This is a genomic window from Thalassobacillus sp. B23F22_16 (assembly GCF_043496955.1).
Lineage (GTDB): Bacteria > Bacillota > Bacilli > Bacillales > Halobacillaceae > Thalassobacillus > Thalassobacillus devorans_A.
In genome coordinates, this window is the sequence record NZ_JBIEKD010000001.1 from 105769 (window position 1) to 124484 (window position 18716).

Here is an 18716-nt window from a genome sequence, read left to right on the forward strand (position 1 = left end):
AAGGCAGGAATCACCCCGCCTTTCTTACCACAATTATTTACTGTTAATGATTTCCTTAATCTCTTTTGCAGTCGTTGCCTGGACCATCTGGTCGACATTTTCCTGTTCGGAACAAATCACTGCAATGCCTGAAAGGATTTCTAAATGTGTGCCATCTTTTCCAGCGATACCGAAGATCATTTTGGCTTGTTCTCCGTTGAAATCAACCCCATTTGGCACTTGGATAACCGTAAATCCAGATTGGAGTACGGCTTTCTTCGCTTCTTCTGTCCCATGAGGAATTGCCACGTTATTGCCCATATAAGTGGATGTGATTTCTTCTCTTTCCACCATCGCATCGACATAACTTTCTTTAACATAACCGGCTTTGACTAACGCCTCTCCGGCAAAACGGATTACTTCTTCTTTTGTAGAAAATTCCTTACCGATGAAGATGTTCTCTTCCAGTAATAAATCATCACTTTCACTTGTGTCAGGCGTTGCGTCTCCCGCATTTTCTTCAGATTCCTCCACAAGTCCTGCCTGCTCTTCTGTAATTTTATTTTGCAGACTCGCGATCAACTTATCATACTCAGGGCTTGATAAGAAGTTATCTACAGAAATATGATAAGCATTCGGCATCTTCTCCTTCGCGCGAGGGGTTAATTCTTCCTGCGTGATGACGATATCTGTATCCTGCGGGATATTACTGATTGCTGTATTAGTGACCGATACATCAAGATCGGCTTCTTTCACTTTCTTTTTCAGCAGGGACGCACCCATGGCACTTGATCCCATGCCAGCATCACAGGCAAAAATAATCTTGTTGACTTCCTGTGGGAACTCTCCGTTAGAAACGGTTGTTTCTTTTTCGGTCACATTTCCGGCAACCGAGCTTTTCTTACCTTTCATTTGTTCCATCTTCTGAGTCGCTTCATTGATATCCTCTTCCCGTTGCTTGCCTGTTTTAAGGACGACAGCAGAAACGATAAAGGAAACAGCTGTAGCTACAATAACTGCTGCAAAGTTTGCTACATAAACCATTGCCTGAGGAGGGGTAACAGCTGAAATCGCCAGGATACTACCTGGAGAGGCAGGTGCACCAAGACCTCCGCCTAAAAGTACCAGAGTGAAAACGCCGCTCATGCCACCAAGAATAACCGACAGAATTAGCATAGGTCTCATTAGTACATAAGGGAAATAGATCTCGTGAATACCACCAAGAAAGTGAATCAGCGCTGCACCTGGAGCTGACTGTTTTGCTGTTTCTCTTCCAAATAGCATGAAAGCCAGCAATACACCAAGGCCTGGTCCCGGGTTCGCCTCTAGAAGGAATAGGATCGACTTACCGGTTTCTTGCGCCTGGTCCAGACCGATTGGTGATAGGACCCCATGATTGATTGCATTATTTAAGAAAAGAATTTTTGCAGGTTCAATCAGAATGCTGGTCAGTGGAAGTAATCCAGCACCAATTAACCAGTCGACACCAACCACAAGGATATCGGTAAAACCTTCAACAGCCGGTCCGACCCCTAAGTAGGCAAGAATCGCAAGAATACCACCTATGATACCAGCAGAGAAGTTGTTAACAAGCATCTCAAATCCAGATCTGATTTTTCCATCAATCGCCTGGTCGAATTTCTTTATGGCGAATGCTCCAAGCGGTCCCATGACCATGGCACCCATAAACATAGGTGTATCAGGAGCACCGACGATCACACCCATCGTTGCAATCGCACCTACTACACCACCACGTTGGTCATGAACTAACTTACCTCCTGTATAACCAATTAACAGCGGCAACAGGTAGGTAACCATCGGGCCTACTAATTCAGCAAGCTTTTCATTTGGGAAAAAACCGGTTGGAATGAATAATGCCGTGATCAATCCCCACGCAATGAAAGCTCCAATGTTCGGCAAAACCATCGAACTGAGGAAGTTACCAAACTTCTGTACCGCAACTTTAATATTTGATTGCGCCATTATACTCTTCCTTTCAATAAGATAATCATAATTTCGTTCTAACTTCATCATAGATGAGTAATGTAGGCGCATTCAATGACAATGAAAATTAACTTTGTCGCACGGACGAAGACAAACCTATTGTTTCTCTTCATTGTGGGGGATATTTTTGGGGGAAAGATAGGAAGGAACTCTGCCATACTAGCTCGAAAAAGGGGACTTCCAGATGCTATGGAAGTCATCACTTTTCCAAGTAAATATAGGGAAACCAATCTTCGGCAAACAGGAGCTTTGTCAACTCAACATTTTAAAAAATTAAAAAAGCCATTCCATCGATAGAAAGATTACGCCAATTCATAATGTAGTTCAGCAAACTGTTTATACTGTTTCACATCAAGCAGCTTCAATTGATTTTCGGTTTCCCCAGGGATGAATAGCGGAATCCCCCGGCCAATTATCGTCGGGGCAACCTGGATGATAAACTCATCCACCATCCGCTCCTGTAACAACGGATAAAGCACCTCGCCTCCGCCAACAATTCAGATTCGCCTGCCCCCTTCTTTTTTCAATGCCTTCGTGAACGCAGCAATATCTTCATCGATAAACTCCACATGTTGATTGGAGCCGAAAGTCGATCGGGAAAACACATAACATTTTTTGTCCTGATATGGAAATTCATCCGTCATCACTTGAATTTGGTCGTACGTTTTCCTTCCCATCAAAATGGTATCAATCGAATCGTAGAATTCCTCATACCCGGTGTCATGCTCGCCTTCTGTTCCAATCAGCCAGTCCAAGGCATGATTTTCACGGGCAAGAAAACCATCGACACTGATCGCTCCATAAAAAATCAATCGACTGTGGTTGTCCATATTTTTCCCTCCATTGTTATGAATTCCGTTTTCATCACCAATTATACTACGTGTGTACCAGCGAGAGTAATAGCGTATTCCGATAAATAAAATTCAGGAATCAGCAAAAAATAATAACAATACATCAAGGGAGTTGTGACGATTGGAAAATAAATTGAATACGATCATTTGGCTGATTATCGGGAGTACCGTGATTTCGTCTATCTTTAGTATTATCATGCTGACACTTACCATCCAGCATGATCAAAAACAAACAAGCGAAAAAGGCTCCGATTAACCAGCCGAAGGAATGAACCATTGGGCAGGACCGCCCATGAGGATGTTTATAAAGAATTCTCTTCCAAAAAACCATAAGAAATCCCTGAGAGCCGGTTGATCGAACCACTGCTCTCAGGGATTTTTTATCTAACGTTTCCATACTGCCTTAACGGAAGTATATACCGCCCTAACGCCAGGTTATACTGCCCTAACTCCGACATATACTTCCCTAACGCAGGACTATTCTGACCTAACGACGTAATATAACGCCCAAACGAAAAAATTACTGGGTTAACTCGTTGCTCGTTGTTTCTGCTCAACGGACTGGGGCTGGCTTTTTTCTTCTTCCTTAAAGGCCTTCTTCATCCGAAACGGTGTAACAATTAGCACGGCAATCAGCGTCAACCCTAGATAGCCGATCAGCGGATAGAAGTAGGCAACCAGTTTGGTAAACCCGAAGAAGCTGACAATAAAACCAACGACCATCGTACCGGTGAAAAACACCTTGAACTGTTTGGTTTCAACGGTAGAAAATCTGGCAGCGAACGAATAGAACATACTGAGTGCTGTATTGAAAATCATGGCAAAAACGACGATCGACATGATTACCCCTAGTACCGGTGATACATCATTGACGATGGCAAGCATCGGCATGTCTGCTTGTCCAGCGTACTCCACTTTCGTAAAAATAGCCAGGTTACTTAATATAATGAGAATACCAATACCAAGACCACCGAACAGGCCTCCCAGCGCCGCTGTTTTACGGTTGGTCTCTGCTCCGCCCATGACCAGCGCCATCGATGCCCCTACGGCGATGTTGAACGATACATAGTTGATAGCAGAGATGAACCAGTTCGGCAATGTCGTCGTTAACTCGTTAGCCTGACTGTCCAACTCAGCAAATGATCCGTCTGCGGTCATAAAACTGAAAACGGAAATAAGCAAGACAAACAAAATGAGGAATGGCGTAATTCCTCCGATGATATTGACAACACGGTCAACCTTTAACATTCCAGCCATCAATACAAGCAGGGTCATAAGGATGGTTCCTGCAACTACCGGTAATCCAAACTGTTGATTAAGATTGGAACCTGCACCGGCAATCATGACTACCCCGACACCAAACAAAGTGAAAATAAGTACATAATCAATGATGGTTCCTAATACTTTACCACTTATTTGGTAAATGACTTCCTTATGGGAAGTGGTTTTCACTCGACTTCCAATCCATACGAGCGCCATCCCTGCATAGGCGAATAAAGCGGTGGCAAGAATTGCCCCGATAATTCCCATGATACCGAAGCTGGTAAAATATTGCAGTACTTCTTGTCCAGAGGCAAAGCCAGCCCCGACAATCACGCCGATAAAAGCGCTTCCAATTATTAGTGCTTGTTTCATATGATGTCCTCCTGTCCACTCTTGGGTAACAATATAACATCTGGCAGATGAATTTTATTTGTAAATATACTAAAATAAAAAAGCAGTGATTTGTGTATTTACCCAAACGAAATTAAAGGAGCGGGCAAATGACTCTACATCCAGATATACTGAAAGACCGACTAAATGAAAGTCATGTATCCATCGAAGAACTTGCCGATCGTATTGCCGATATTTTTAATTGCCCTATTACCATAGAAGATTCCAACCACAGCCTTGTCTCTTACAGCCGGCATTCCAGTAATATCGAAATTCTAAATATACGTTCGATACCTTTGTAATCGGATCTGGCAATCGTTTTGCACACGCGGCGTCGTTGGCAGTGGCGGAAGCACCGGCCAAAGCCTATAACCCATTGTTTATTTATGGAGGAGTAGGTCTCGGAAAGACTCACTTGATGCACGCAATCGGTCATTATGTATTGGATCATAATCCAAACGCAAAAGTAGTCTCGACGAGGTACGTGTTGCCACCATTATTAACCGCAAAGTTCCCGATAAAGTGATTAACGGGTTATGGAAAAACGGGATTATGCCTAGGCTGCTGGACAGTGATGACCCTGTTGTCATTCCCGAGATGAAAGAAACGGGGCTTGGCAATCGGGTTGCGATCTCGATTCGGAAAAATAATGAAATACTGGGGTTCATTTGGGCACATGTCTCAGACTCTACTTTTTCAGATGAAGAAATCCAATTATTCAAGGAAGCATCACTCTATGTAAAAAAGTTCCTTCTTCAACGCAGAAAGCGGCGGAGGAAGTCAGAGGAAGGATATAAAGATTTTTTCTGGCAGTTGCTTCGAGGTGACTTGCGGGACAGTGATGAAATTCATCAAAAAGCGAAGCAGTACAATATGAACCTGGAAGGTAATAAAGCGATTGTAATCCTAAATTTTTCCGATGTGGTAACCGAACAAATGGAGAAACACGCCTATTATTTAGCAGAAACACAGGTGAAAGTCTCTGTAATTACACGACTGTTCGATGATGATGATTTTATTATGCTGGTCCGATTAAAAGAAGACGAGTCTCCCAAACAAACTTTACTCGAATTTATTCAGCAATTCATCATGAAGATGACCGGCCAATTACAGTTACAGAATGTTCATGGTTCAGCTGGAATGACCTATCCATCCTCGCAAAAGATCGTCCATTCCTATCATCAGGCGACGGAAGTATTGCGGTTAAAGAACAAGTTTCCGGAAGAACTCGCGGATGTATTTTTATATGAAGATTTAGGAGTCTACCAATTTATTGAGCGGTTAAATGAGTTCCAGAAAAAGAACCACTATCAGAACAGTCAAATTGAAAATCTCCGCCGATATGATGAAGCCAACCACACCTTTCTCCTGCATACGTTAGAAACGTACCTGAAAAATGACAACAACGTGTACCAGGCGGCGAAGGAGATGTTTATTCATCCGAACACCATGAACTACCGGCTGAAGCGGATCCGGGAAGTCGGCGGAATCGATCTCAAAGACCCAAACCAAAAGGTGAGCCTGTTTCTGGACTTAATTACAGATAAGCTGGATTGACATGCTTTGTGCAAATACACAAAGCATGTTTTTTTTATTTAGCCATTTGCCCGATGAAACCGCTTTAATAGAAAGTTACGATGAACAGGAAAAGAAATTAACGAAGGAGAGATGAATCGTGATCATTGGTGTACCTAAGGAAATAAAGAACAATGAAAACCGTGTAGCTATGACCCCAGCAGGAGTCGTTCACCTGATAAATGCCGGACAAACCGTCTATATTGAAAAAGGAGCCGGTTTGGGAAGCAACTTCAAGGATGAAGAATATGTAGAGGCTGGTGCGGAAATCATCGACCATGCTTCTGATGTATGGGCAAAAGCGGATATGATTATGAAAGTAAAAGAACCACTAAAGGAAGAATACCAATATTTCCGTAAAGGACTTATCCTGTTCACCTACCTGCATCTGGCCGCGGAAGCCGAATTAGCAGAGGCATTAATCGAAAACGAAGTCACTGCTATCGCTTATGAAACGATTACGGTTGATCGCACGTTGCCACTGCTTACCCCGATGAGTGAAGTTGCCGGTCGGATGGCTTCCCAGCTTGGAGCGCAGTATTTAGAAAAGTCCCAAGGCGGAAAAGGAATCCTCCTTGGCGGCATTCCGGGAGTAAAACGCGGTAAAGTCACCGTCATTGGTGGCGGTGTAGTAGGTACCAATGCAGCTAAAATAGCTCTTGGATATGGAGCGGAAGTTACCATCATCGACCTGAACCCTGCCCGTCTGCGTGAACTGGATGATATTTTCGGCTCCAGTATCAATACGGTTATGTCCAATCCGCTTAATATCGCAGAAGCAGTTAAAGAATCTGACCTGGTTATCGGCTCCGTATTGATTCCAGGAAGAAAAGCTCCAAAATTGGTATCCGAGGAAATGGTTCAATCCATGAAGCCGGGATCGGTTATTGTTGATGTAGCCATTGACCAGGGTGGAAACTTCGAGACAGTCGACCATCCAACAACCCACGATGAGCCAATCTATGAAAAACACGGCGTACTTCATTATGCAGTAGCAAACATCCCTGGCGCTGTGCCACGGACAGCTACCGTGGGACTAACGAATGTTACTGTTCCGTATGCGGTCCAAATTGCTTCCAAAGGTGTGACCAAGGCTGTTGAGGATAATGGAGCTATCCTTTCAGGGCTGAACGTCGTCAATGGCAAAGTGACGTATGAAGCTGTCGCACAGGATCTTGGTTACGAGTATGTTTCTCCAGAAAGCGCATTACGCGAAGCGGAACTCGCTTATTAATCGAAAAGTATCCTGCCGTCATAGTGACAGACAGGATACTTTTTTACCATTATCATCGACTAAGGGAGGGAACCCAATGCATCAAGGAAGTTATCGTCAGGCGTGGGCGGAAGTCTCCCTGGAAGCCTATCGGGAAAATGTGCTGGCCTTCAAAAAACATATTCAACCGAACACAAAACTGATGGCCGTAGTCAAAGCCGATGGTTACGGACACGGAGCGGAAGCAATGGCAAAAGAAGCAGTTGCTGCCGGTGCTGATTACCTGGCTGTTGCACTCCTGGAGGAAGCGGTTCAGCTTCGCGAGGCAGGAATCGATGAACCGGTCCTTGTGCTCGGCTATACGCCGCCGGACGCCGTGGAAACAGCGATCACCCAGGAAATCACCCTCACTGTTTTTACAACAGAGGCAGCGGAAGCCGTACGAATAGCAGCGGAGTCTCTGAAAAAGACCGCACGCGTGCACCTGAAAATAGAAACCGGCATGAACCGGATTGGAATTATAGAAGAAGAGCAGGCGCTGCAGATTATCGAAGCCCTCACCTCCGATTATGTTCTCATCGAAGGGGCATTCACCCATTTTGCAGATGCCGATAATCCGGATCCCGCCTATACGAAGGAACAATTTACGGCCTTCTGCCGGTTTGTTGATATTTTAGAAGATCACGTAACTATCCCAATCAAACACTGCTGCAATAGCGCAGCGACAATCGCTTACCCTGAGATGCACCTGAATATGGTGCGGGTCGGAATCAGCCTGTATGGATTGTATCCGGAAGAGCATTTAAGACCACTCATTTCCTTGAAACAAGTCATGAGTCTGAAGGTCAAACCCGTACTGATGAAGACACTGGAAGCGAATCAGACGATCAGCTATGGCCGCACGTTCACAACAGCCCAAACCAGTACCATCGCTACCCTCCCGATCGGATATGCCGACGGCCTTTCCCGTTCCCTTTCCAATAAAGGCGATGTCACGGTCCGTGGCAAGAGAGCCCCGATTGTCGGAAGAATATGCATGGACCAGACGATGATCGATGTCACGGAACTCGGCGAAATAAATGAAACAGATACCGTCACCGTCTTCGGCGAACCATCGGAAGGTTTTATTTCAATGGGAGAAGTAGCCGATCATATGGGAACAATTCATTACGAAACAGCTTGTCTGATCGGAAAACGCGTCCCTCGCGTCTATGTAAAAAACGGAGAGCTTACTGGAAAAAAATTATTAAGACTAAAGACTGCCGATAAAATGCATAAGTAAAATCTTATGGCCCCGCAATCTATCAACAAAAATAACCCAGACAATTCACACAAATTGTCTGGGTTTTCTATCCTTTTCCATATGAAAAGTAGAAACTTTCTTCACCACTCGCCTGTATGCAGTTTAAAGGAAACGTTCGTGAATGAATATTAACGTGCCATGGACAGGCTCTTAATATATCTACCAATTAACCAATAGTAATAGATGAAGCACCTCATTTCCGCCAAAAAGCGGAATAACCCTCTTTATCTTTAATATTAAACTCAATCATTTTCTCCAATAAGGAATAATCAACTGGACGATTCCACGGCATGCGCACTAACTGTTTCGTGTGATCGTAGCCAGCTTGTTTGATTTCATCTGAAAACTGTTCAATCCCAGCCTGTTCCGGCGCAACGGCCAAGTGTTTTTTGGCTACACTGAAAGCAATAATAAAGGTTCCGTGATCCGTAAACATCGGCTGATTCCATTTTACTTCCCGCTTTAATTGCGGGAATTTCTCCGAAACCCACTGCAGCACTTCCTCCGTCTGGTCGCGGTGGTCCGGATCATCGATCTTCGCCAAAAACTCCTCAAACTTTTGCATCTCATTTCCTCCTCATCATTCCAACGGTTCTGATGTCACGATGATGCCATCTTCATCGACATACACATAATCCCCCGGATTCCATTCGGTATTCCCAAACGCTAACGGGATATCTGTCTTACCCTTGCCTTCTTTCTTACTTTTTAATGGAATTGTGCCTAAAGCCATGACACCAACATCCGCTTCACAAACTTCCAGGCGATCTCTTATGTAGCCATTGACGATAATCCCGGCCAACCCTCGATCTGCGGCGATTTCTGCCAGGTTGCCTCCCAACAGTGCGCAGTTTTTCGAAGCCATGCCATCGACAACTAATACGTTGCCAGCCGGAATCGTCTCCAGTGCTTTCCGAACAAGCACATTATCATCTCTCACCCTTACCGTTGAAATCGGGCCAAAAAAGCTTTTCTTTTTACCAAAGCTAACATAAGCTGGATCGACGATACGAATCTTTTCCGGATATTGATCACATAAATCGGTTGTTTTCATAGTCATTTTTTCTGCCTCGCTTTCTACTTGGTTTATCCCTGTATCTATTTCTAGAAAAATGCAAAAATTCCTGTTTACATTTTCATTTCTAAACTGGACAAACTAACCTTCTAAAGGAGTGAGCGCATGAATTTTTCAGGAGCAATCATAGCCGGCGAGTTCGACCACGGCAGTGACGCCTTTATTTTACAGCAGGTGAAGCAGTTATCCACTACATCTTCTCTTAATAAAGATCAGTTCGATGCGATTTACCACTATCTGATAATGAACCAGGATGACTCCGGCGGCCAGGTACTATCCTTGAATGACCAATTACTGGTTCGCCTGAGTCAGGAAGAGCTGCAGGAATTCATCGCCGATTTAGACCGGATTAAAAATATCTTTTGGAGTTAGGTAGGCAACTTCTGACTTAACGAAGGAAGGTTCTGACCTAACGCAAACACCTTCCGACTTAACGTTTTGCCAGGGTTAAAATTAGCATGAGCGAGGAATTTTCTTATCGTTCTCCTAAACTTTATAATGAAATTGTACAGGTTATTGACTATAAAGGAGGTTTTATTTTGAGTAAAGTAGCGATTGTAACCGGTGGCGGCAGTGGCTTGGGTCAATCGACAGCACTTCGCTTGGCTGAAGAAGGCGTGAACATTGCTGTCGTTGATATTGATGAAGAAGGCGGCAACAAAACCGTAGACATGGTGAAAGAAACCGGTCCGGACGCCATTTTCATCCAGTCTGATGTTTCAAAAGCCGAGGAAGTTAAGAATTACGTGGATCAAACCGTGGAGAAATTCGGTACCATTGATTATTTCTTCAATAATGCCGGAATTTCCGGAAGCGGTGCCTACTACCTGGAAACCGATATCAATGAAATCGAAAAAATCGTCGGGATCAACCTGATGGGCGCCTTGTACGGGATCCGTTATGTAGCGGAAGTCATGGTGAAAAATGGCGGCGGAGCGATTGTTAATACAGCCTCCAGCGCTGGTGTCATCGGACAGGACACCGTCGTGACATACTCTGCAACGAAACACGGAATCGTTGGAATTACCAAAAGCCTCGTTGCCGAATATGCCAAAGACGGCCTGCGCGTAAATGCCGTCGCTCCAGGCCCGACCGAAACACCGATGGTCAAATCCTACTTTGATGCTAACCCGAAAATGAAGGAAAGTGCAGAAGCGGGCATCCCGCAAAAACGTCTGGGAACACCAGAAGAAGTGGCCGAACTGGTCTCATTCCTATTAACCTCCAAAGCTGAATATATCAACGGAGAAGTCATCCGGATAGACGGTGGCTTTACGAATACCAAATAAACAGCAAAAACGCTTGGATTGACGTCAATCCAAGCGTTTCTTTATATTTCTTTTTTCATACGCAGCCATAACCAGGCGATAAAATTCGCCGGCATAAAAAACAAATTCCCCTGTGAATTCATGTGCAGCAGCTCTTCCTGGAATTCCATCTGATCGAAATACTTATCCTGGGACAGTTTTTTCTTGTTCATCTCTTCCTTAATTGCTCGTAAATAACGAACCTGGATGGGAATCATAATCATCGTAACTATAAGGAAGACACTGAGTAATATCCAAACGAACAGCTCCATGCCCATCCCTCCACTTTCCTGACCTAATAAGATATACGAATGGAATCAGGATTTGTTTCATTTAAAATTCAATACCAAACTGCTCTTTTGCCAGTGCTCGAAATTCTGTATTGTCTATGTCCCTCTTCTCTTGCTTCCCATCTATCCACTCTGTATAAGAGGAATCGGTCAATGTGTTGCTGCCTCGATCTGTCAGCTTAACGGCCAGTGGATTTTGATTAAACGGAGAGTTATCGTCCGTTTCAATGATTTCCTGCACTTCATTCAGCTCAGCAACTTCGGTCACCGGCCGGGTAGTATCAAAAGTATACCCGATCTGCCAGTCACTCTGTTTACGATTGAGCCTCATTTCCAGCACATAATTTCCATACTTCGTGTCTTCCAGTTTTACCCGGTACTGGCCATTCTCAGAACTCACCGTTTCACCTGTCAGAGGGACCGGGCGAAGCGGTACGTTGCCCCCAAAGCCGGTATCGACCAGCCAGGATTTCCCATCTTGTTCAAGGATGATGGCAACGTGCGTCCTCCCAAGATGTGTCCAATCCTGCTTCGCTTGCACAAAAACTTCCCCGCGTACCAGCTGGACATCAAAACCATTTTCGAGAAGGAAAAAATAAAGTAACGGATTGAGCTCGTAACAGACACCGCCTTCCTTTTCCTTCAGTAACTTCGTAACAAGATTTTCTTTTGTCAGGGGGAGTGTTGTCCTGGACAAAATCCGTGCGTTTTCAAAAGGAAACGTCCGTCCTGTTTTTTCAAGCAATTCACCGAGCGAATCCATCGTGAGCGTTTTATCTTCAGCCATGCCGATTCGCTTGCGAAATAAATTATTACATTCTGTCATGATCGTACCCCCGATCACCTGAAAGTTTTTGTTTGTCAGTTCTCTCCCATTATAGAGGTTTCATCCAGGCTATCCCAGCGAAATACCTCCTTAATGGGGCAACATAACGACCTAACTCCAGCCTATACCGCCCTAACGAAGCAACATAGCGACCTAACTCCAACATATACCGCCCTAACGCGAACATATACCTCCCTAACGAAAATTAGCACATACAAAGAGCCCGGCAGTAAAAAGCCGGACTTTTGTCAAAACGCGCCGGAGCCTCCCCCGCCGCCTCCAACACCAGCACCACCACCGGCAGAACCCATTCCGCCAGTAGCCGCTGATACGGACGCGTGCTTATCGGCCTCTTGGAAACTGCTCTGCATCGTGGCGGCCAGCAGCATAAAGATAACCCAATCGTTTCCTGACCCCGCGAAGGCACCCGACGGCTGTGAAGATAGATTTCTTTTCCCCATCCCTACCTGATAGAGTAAGGCAGGCACTTGATCTTCTTCCTCCCACTGCTTCCATTGCTCACCCAGCTTCAATGGCTGCAGTTCCTGCTTGATTCGCTGTCCTTCCACCGTTAAAGGCTGGTACGCAATAGTAAACGCGACGAAGAATGCAAATAACACGAACGCTGCAATCATCCAGCTAAATACACCAAACACTGGAAAAACGATCATGAATGGCAATGTAACAAACGCCGCAATCCCTGCCATCCAGCGCGGTTTCGTATTGGTTTCATACAATTCGTGCTGGCGGAATTCCCGCCTGACCGATTCCCTCCACGCATTAAAATCCTTCCGGTAGCGTTCATGGTTATCCTTATTTTTTGTATAAGACTCCAGATCGTCGACGTGAAAATTGCCATCCTCGCCGATTTTATCAAATAACCAATGGATCAAGCGGCTCTCATGGTCAAACTCGGTATCACGGTTCACCACTCTGAATTCCTTTTCTGACAGTTTCTCGATATGGCCTTTTCTAACCAGCTCAAGTAACGCCGGCGTCAATGCTTTCGTGTTCACCTGACCATGGCTTGAAAATGCGAGCATAGCCGGAAGACTCATAGAAGTCTTCGGAAAACGGCCAGTTCCACTGATTTGCCGCTTCGCTTCCTGTAACGTTTCCTGTCTCTTTTTCCATGCCTGAACACTAATGACGAAAGCAATTAGCAGTAATCCGCCGATAATAAACGGACCCAAGCGATTCCAGCGCTCCCGCTGCTCCAATTTTGCCGCGATCTGTTCATCCAAAGCTTCTTTGTCTGCCTGGATCGTATCGAGCATCGCCTTGTCACTTGTTACCTGCGCATTAGGAAACAGGCTCGCAACATAAGCAACCCGGATATCGCCGTTTTTACCGCTCGATACGTTTCCGAGCTGGAAGGTCACTTCTCCTTCCCCGGACACTTGTGCTGTATCATAAGCCTCATCGAACCCATAAGCCGCTTTCACCTCTGTCGGCTCCGGCGGAACAATGGTGATCGTCATATTCTCGTAGTCAGACTCATTACTTTTATCGAAAAATGGCCAATAAAACTCCGCAACGTCCTGGAATACTTCGACCCCATTTTCTATCGTATAAAAAATGTCTATGGTGACTGTTTCATCTTCGCCAGTTCGATGAACCTTATAAAGCTCATCTTCCTGCTCCACTTTTAAATCCTTACCATGTTCCGATGCATGCACATCCGTGATCGCTGTGTCTTCTTTCGGAATCAGTGTTCTCGTGATTCCATTAAATTCACCTTCAAATCTATACGTATGTGTTTCTTTCACTTCCACATTTCCGTCTTTAAGCAGCTCAGCAGTAATCACTGTCCGGTCGATTTCATAATCAAGTGCCAACACACTCACCGGTAAGACCATAACAAACAGAAGCATCATCATCATTAACTTTTTCACGTTCGTCCCCCGCTTTCTATCTATTTCTACGGACTACTAAAGGAAAAAGTTTCAAAAACATCTGTCCCCTATCACTCTTCCGAGTAGGTATTCATACAAAAGAGGCTTCCACACGCAGGAAGCCCCCTTTTTCATTTCTTCTCTTTGTTCTAATCTAAACTCGTCAATGTTAGCTGCTTCTTACACAACGGAAACCGATGTTACCCGTCGAACTATCGATCGTATTAGAGGTACGGGCGGCTACACGGTAACGATTGCAATAGGATTTGTGACAGAGATAGGAACCTCCCCGCATTACTTTCGAGGAGGAAGAATTCGCATGTCCCTTTTTCTGAAAGGAATCCGAGCACCATTCCCAGACATTTCCTGACATCTGATAGAGACCGTATCCATTCGCAGGAAAAGCTGTCACTGGAGCCGTTCCCAAATACCCATCTTCTTTGGTATTTTCTTTTGGAAAATTCCCCTGCCATATATTACAGTAATGTTCGCCATTTGGAGTCAGCGTATCGCCCCATGGATAGCGTTTTTGTTCCAAACCTCCACGGGCTGCATATTCCCACTCCGCTTCGGTAGGCAGACGCTTCCCTGCCCATTCACAAAATGCAGTAGCATCATTCCAGGACACATGGATGACTGGATGATCCATCCTTTCCTGGATATCAGAACCAGGCCCTTCCGGCTGGAACCAGAACGCTCCTTCTGCAGCAAGCCACCATGGAGTATTGGGAACTTGTTGCACCTTATAAGAAAAATCATGAGGGACGAACAGGTAAAAGACAAATGACCAACCGTATTGTTCAGCTTCTGTTTTATACCCGGTTTCTTCTGTGAATTGCTGGAATTCAGCATTAGTTACGGTATGACTATCCATATAAAACGGATCCACTGTCACTTTTCTTACAGGACCTTCCCCATCCCAAGGAAACCCATCTTCATCTTCCGTTCCCATTAAGAAGTCGCCACCAGGTAACAATACCATTTTATCCTTAAATTTAGCTTCTTCTGCGGTAGTCCGAGTATTGAGCGTGCGTCCCTCCGGTGGTAATAACTCCATTTTGTCTCTGCTTGCTGCACAACAGGACGGTTGATTTTTTGGTTCTTCCCTCATGATTTTCTACTCCTTTCGTGATGCTTTTTCCTAAAAAGACAGGGATGTAATGACCGGGTAATGATCGGAAGGGAACCTGCCACCATAGGATGTTCTATCAATTTCAGTTTTGATACACTTGATTTCTTTGGTACAAAAAATATAATCGATCGGTTCCCCTTCCGTACCACCTTCAAACTGATGGAAAGTCCGTCCGGGATTGCCATCCAGCCAGTCATAGGCATCCTGAAATTGACACGTGTTTCCTTGGAGTGATACCTGCCCTTGCAAAAATTGAATCACATGATTGTCAGGCTTACTATTCAAATCGCCCATCAACACAATTGGTGTTTTCTTTTCTATGTATTGTTTATGAAGCCTTTTCCAAATCAAAGCGATACCGTTTTCCCTCGCCTGCTGGCTCACGTGATCAAGGTGGGTGTTGAAAACAAGGAAATTCTTATGCGGTTCTTCAATGAAACGGAACCTTCCCCAAGTGCAAATCCTTGGAAAGTCACTTTTCCAGCTGACGCTGTGAGGGACATCCGGCTGTTCAGACAGCCAGAACTGTCCGGAATCTACCACTTCCAACTGTCGATTATCATAAAATATCGGACAGAATTCATTGCTCATTCCGCCTCGCCTGCCTTCACCAATCCAACGGTAGTGAAATAAGGCACCCTCCAGGTTATTGATCATCAGCAATAATGCTTCCTGAGCACCGAACAACATCGGTTGATGCTTTCGAATGATCCTGGCTACTTTGTCTACCCTATTGACCCAGGAATTTTCACCATCCTGGGGAAGATCTACCCTTAAGTTAAATGTTACTAGTTTCCTATCCATTTGCACACCCACCTTCCACGTAAACCCTAGGTTTTTTTATTGATTTACATTGCTCCTTAATCGAGATGTAAAAAATGACATTCCTCGTTTGAAAGCGGTGAATCCATATAACATCGAACTCCAATCAATCAATGTAACCTTGGTCGGGTACCAGCGATCGGGCTGATCGAGATGCCACCAGGAATAGCGGTGTAAACCATAACGATAGGCAGCGCGAAGTTTTCTTTCGTCTTCTTTGTCTTCATCATTAGTGTACCCGTCATATGGCAAATGATTTTGATAGAGAGCATATAAATCGTAGATTCCCCCAGGATAGACTGGGAGAAAGCCTCCCACGATATAAGCAGAGGCTATATCTCCTGGTGAGTTGTTTACCTGATCGGCATGGTACCCGCCATGCAACCCATCGTTAGGACCCGCACCATACCCCCATACATAGGAAGGTACGTCGGTCAGCTCTTTCCATTTTAAGCGATCGGCCATGCAAGCGTTGTAGTAAAACTCCCGGTAAACAGCGCTTTCCGCATAGTCTGGCACAAGATAGAATGGAAATTGATGGACAAAGGATGATAGGAACGAATCTTTTCCATATTCACCGTTGGTATCAGTCAAGACTTGAAAGCCACGAAAGTCGACTTGTGGTAAGTCGGTCATTCTTTCTTCAGAGAAGTTGTTATGCCACAAGTCCCGAATGGCTTCATTACCAGGCTGACCTAACATGGCCAGATGGGCTACTAAAACATATTCATTATAAGCTGGAAGAGGCAGTGTTCCTTCCCCGTCCTTTACCACCATATTAATCGACCCAGTCTCGATATCAGCGACAACTACACTCCAGTCAATTTCATTTAAAAGCTCATTGGCCAATGCATCAATATCCGGGTCTGTGTTCTTAAAGTGCTGGCCGGCAAAAAGCGCGCCGGCAACTAACAAAGAAGTATCAATCGTCGAAATTTCAGAATGGAGATTTTCCCCGGTTTCCATATCTGTAAAGTGAGCAAAAAAACCGGTTTGCTCATCACGGGCGGGCTGGCAGCCTTCCGTTTTCCCAAGGGCAGTATTTATTGTCACCAAGGCTTTTTCAGCGGCTTTCTCGTCCCAGCCTTCCATATCAGCGACACAGAGGCCAATCAACCCTACACCTGTTGCAGCAATTGAACATTTTGACTCCGGGTTGTCTTCCAACGTTCTGTAACTATCTGCATACAGACCCGTCTCAGGATGACGGGATGCATCCAGCAAGCGATAGGAATCTTCATATTGACGATCGAAAAAGTCCTTTACTTGTTCTGGCAACTTTGTATAAAATGCTGTCGTATTCGTCATAAGTCGACTACTCCCTTAATGTATTATAGATCTTCTGAAATTTCTGGTGGCGTTGTTCCAGTCGGTCGGCTGCCTCATTACGGCCTTCTTTCCGAAGTCTTTCTACATAACCATGATAATTGCCCCTCGTATGGAAAGGTCCTCCTTCATGGATGACATTCCACATCGGATCGGTCGGTGAATCAGAGCTCGCCATCTGCTCTGCTACCCACTCATCAAGAAGCCGTAATCCTTCTCCTGCTATTTCCGGCTTTTCATCAACTAGATTGGTAGTTTCGTGGGGATCATTTTCAATATCAAACAGCATCAGTTCAGGGAAATCTTTCAAGCCATCATGATACGTACGAATCAACATCCAATTATCGAAACGAACACCGCGCTGGCAGCTCCATGCTGCCTGGCTGACGACAAGATAAGGACGTCCTGCTTCTTCCCCTTTTGTAATGGCAGGCAGAAAGCTCGTACCGTCCCATCGATCACGCAGTTCCCCTCCAACCAGTTCTGTTACTGTCGGACCGATATCGATTTGATAATGGAAATCCTCATCGACATGTCCTTCCTTTAAATCTGGTCCTGACATGATCAACGGTATCCGGCTTGTAATATGGTCTGCCGTCTGATGGTCGCCATAAACGTTCAACTCACCTTGATTTTCACCGTGATCGGCAGATATGATGATCATCGTCTCTTCTAGCATCCCCTCTTCTTCCAGGGCATCAAGCAGCAGACCGATATGATCGTCAACATGTCTGATGGCAGTATCATACCCATCGATCCATTGTTTAAAATCCTCGACAGAAGTAATTTCCTCTGGCAGATTCGGCATCAGGTGATTGGATGGAATTTCCCGAGCGCTCATCGGGCCAAAGCTTTGCCGGTGCTCCGCAATCATATCATCGGTGAGCCAATCAGGGGCTGGATCATTTTCAAATGGATTGCCGTATTCCTCCGGAGTCCGGTAAGGGGTGTGTGGATCCCAGAAATTCAAATATAAGAACCAGTCTTCTTTTTCCGTTCCTCTTCCTTTGATCCACCTCAATGCCTCGGATGATACATCTCCAGCCGTTTCTCCGGCATGCTTGCCTGTATCATGCATTTCGAGGAACCCTTCCAGCACATTCCACTTGGCATGACGGCCAGGGAATGGACTGATCATCGCGGTATGGTGACCTCTGAAACGAAGCTCTTCCACCCACGCCTGATAGGGACTGTGGTGATGGTTGAAGGGACGGTCGATTCCGATCGGCTGGACGTCCGCATTCAGTCCGCCATGGTTGATCGACCCAGTATGGATACCGAATCTCGACTGGAACATGGCATTTCGGGACGGGGCACACGGTGCATCGGAAGCGTAATAATTAGTGAACCGTACTCCTTTTTCTGCGATGCGATCAATATTCGGTGATGTGTTCCGGTGATAGCCATACACTCCCAGGTGGTCGGGGCGGAGTGAATCAATGTCAATGTAAAGAATTTTCATAGT

General features: G+C 45.2%; 18 protein-coding genes and 2 pseudogenes. 8 read left to right on the forward strand and 12 right to left on the reverse strand.

All coding sequences use genetic code 11. The annotated features are described in order from the left end of the window. Nucleotides 1-33: 33 nt before the first annotated feature. Both ACGTNI_RS00600 and ACGTNI_RS00605 read right to left on the reverse strand, forming a co-directional pair. Complete coding sequence (locus tag ACGTNI_RS00600; RefSeq protein WP_394459128.1) at nt 34-1962, reverse strand: PTS mannitol transporter subunit IICBA; 1929 nt, start codon at nt 1960-1962, stop codon at nt 34-36. A gap of 323 nt (nt 1963-2285) precedes the next feature. After that, nucleotides 2286-2813: pseudogene (locus ACGTNI_RS00605) on the reverse strand (dihydrofolate reductase family protein). A gap of 142 nt (nt 2814-2955) precedes the next feature. On the opposite strand from ACGTNI_RS00605, the gene ACGTNI_RS00610 reads away from it, so the two are divergent. After that, nucleotides 2956-3090, forward strand: coding sequence for a hypothetical protein (locus tag ACGTNI_RS00610; protein ID WP_394459130.1), 135 nt, complete (start codon nt 2956-2958; stop codon nt 3088-3090). Nucleotides 3091-3362: 272 nt separating this feature from the next. On the opposite strand, the gene ACGTNI_RS00615 is transcribed toward ACGTNI_RS00610, so the two are convergent. Further along, nucleotides 3363-4469, reverse strand: coding sequence for a YkvI family membrane protein (locus ACGTNI_RS00615; protein ID WP_394459132.1), 1107 nt, complete (start codon nt 4467-4469; stop codon nt 3363-3365). Nucleotides 4470-4597: 128 nt separating this feature from the next. Between ACGTNI_RS00615 and ACGTNI_RS00620 the strand changes: the two genes are divergently transcribed. From ACGTNI_RS00620 to alr, 5 genes and pseudogenes are all read left to right on the forward strand, one after another. After that, nucleotides 4598-4789: a hypothetical protein gene (locus ACGTNI_RS00620; RefSeq protein ID WP_394459134.1), complete on the forward strand. Its 192-nt coding sequence runs from the start codon at nt 4598-4600 to the stop codon at nt 4787-4789. After that, nucleotides 4759-4959 (forward strand): annotated as a pseudogene (locus ACGTNI_RS00625) (DnaA ATPase domain-containing protein); the annotation flags it as partial. The gene ACGTNI_RS00620 and the pseudogene ACGTNI_RS00625, both read left to right, overlap by 31 nt. 80 nt (nt 4960-5039) lie before the next feature. Next, nucleotides 5040-6044: a PucR family transcriptional regulator gene (locus tag ACGTNI_RS00630; RefSeq protein ID WP_394459136.1), complete on the forward strand. Its 1005-nt coding sequence runs from the start codon at nt 5040-5042 to the stop codon at nt 6042-6044. A 118-nt stretch (nt 6045-6162) separates the two neighbouring features. Beyond that, the gene (gene ald, locus ACGTNI_RS00635; RefSeq protein ID WP_394459138.1) at nt 6163-7296 is read left to right on the forward strand and encodes an alanine dehydrogenase; all 1134 of its coding nucleotides are present in this window, start codon (nt 6163-6165) and stop codon (nt 7294-7296) included. A gap of 76 nt (nt 7297-7372) precedes the next feature. Then, nucleotides 7373-8557: an alanine racemase gene (gene alr, locus ACGTNI_RS00640; RefSeq protein ID WP_394459140.1), complete on the forward strand. Its 1185-nt coding sequence runs from the start codon at nt 7373-7375 to the stop codon at nt 8555-8557. Nucleotides 8558-8771: 214 nt separating this feature from the next. On the opposite strand, the gene ACGTNI_RS00645 is transcribed toward alr, so the two are convergent. Both ACGTNI_RS00645 and rraA read right to left on the reverse strand, forming a co-directional pair. Beyond that, a complete protein-coding gene (locus ACGTNI_RS00645; protein ID WP_394459142.1) occupies nt 8772-9143 on the reverse strand; it encodes an iron chaperone in 372 nt (123 codons plus the stop codon). A gap of 15 nt (nt 9144-9158) precedes the next feature. Next, nucleotides 9159-9638, reverse strand: coding sequence for a ribonuclease E activity regulator RraA (gene rraA, locus ACGTNI_RS00650; RefSeq protein ID WP_394459144.1), 480 nt, complete (start codon nt 9636-9638; stop codon nt 9159-9161). Nucleotides 9639-9758: 120 nt separating this feature from the next. Here rraA and ACGTNI_RS00655 point away from each other — a divergent pair, with 120 nt between their 5' ends. Beyond that, nucleotides 9759-10025 (forward strand): hypothetical protein, encoded by a 267-nt coding sequence (locus tag ACGTNI_RS00655; RefSeq protein WP_394459146.1) that lies wholly within the window; start codon nt 9759-9761, stop codon nt 10023-10025. A 167-nt stretch (nt 10026-10192) separates the two neighbouring features. Continuing rightward, complete coding sequence (locus ACGTNI_RS00660) at nt 10193-10942, forward strand: SDR family NAD(P)-dependent oxidoreductase (RefSeq protein WP_394459148.1); 750 nt, start codon at nt 10193-10195, stop codon at nt 10940-10942. Between the two features lie 41 nt (nt 10943-10983). Here ACGTNI_RS00660 and ACGTNI_RS00665 read toward each other — a convergent pair whose 3' ends face one another. The 7 genes from ACGTNI_RS00665 to ACGTNI_RS00695 all read right to left on the reverse strand — a co-directional run bounded on the left by ACGTNI_RS00665 (nt 10984) and on the right by ACGTNI_RS00695 (nt 18713). Continuing rightward, nucleotides 10984-11232 (reverse strand): DUF3949 domain-containing protein, encoded by a 249-nt coding sequence (locus ACGTNI_RS00665; RefSeq protein ID WP_394459150.1) that lies wholly within the window; start codon nt 11230-11232, stop codon nt 10984-10986. 61 nt (nt 11233-11293) lie between these two features. Continuing rightward, nucleotides 11294-12076 (reverse strand): arylamine N-acetyltransferase family protein, encoded by a 783-nt coding sequence (locus ACGTNI_RS00670; protein WP_394459152.1) that lies wholly within the window; start codon nt 12074-12076, stop codon nt 11294-11296. A gap of 248 nt (nt 12077-12324) precedes the next feature. Next, nucleotides 12325-13971, reverse strand: a complete 1647-nt coding sequence (locus tag ACGTNI_RS00675; protein ID WP_394459154.1) for a DUF2207 domain-containing protein — start codon at nt 13969-13971, stop codon at nt 12325-12327. Between the two features lie 169 nt (nt 13972-14140). Further along, complete coding sequence (locus ACGTNI_RS00680; protein WP_394459156.1) at nt 14141-15082, reverse strand: formylglycine-generating enzyme family protein; 942 nt, start codon at nt 15080-15082, stop codon at nt 14141-14143. A gap of 30 nt (nt 15083-15112) precedes the next feature. Then, the gene (locus ACGTNI_RS00685; RefSeq protein WP_394459158.1) at nt 15113-15907 is read right to left on the reverse strand and encodes an endonuclease/exonuclease/phosphatase family protein; all 795 of its coding nucleotides are present in this window, start codon (nt 15905-15907) and stop codon (nt 15113-15115) included. A gap of 36 nt (nt 15908-15943) precedes the next feature. After that, the gene (locus ACGTNI_RS00690; RefSeq protein WP_394459160.1) at nt 15944-17233 is read right to left on the reverse strand and encodes a hypothetical protein; all 1290 of its coding nucleotides are present in this window, start codon (nt 17231-17233) and stop codon (nt 15944-15946) included. A 7-nt stretch (nt 17234-17240) separates the two neighbouring features. After that, nucleotides 17241-18713, reverse strand: coding sequence for a sulfatase family protein (locus ACGTNI_RS00695; RefSeq protein ID WP_394459162.1), 1473 nt, complete (start codon nt 18711-18713; stop codon nt 17241-17243). Nucleotides 18714-18716 lie beyond the last annotated feature (3 nt).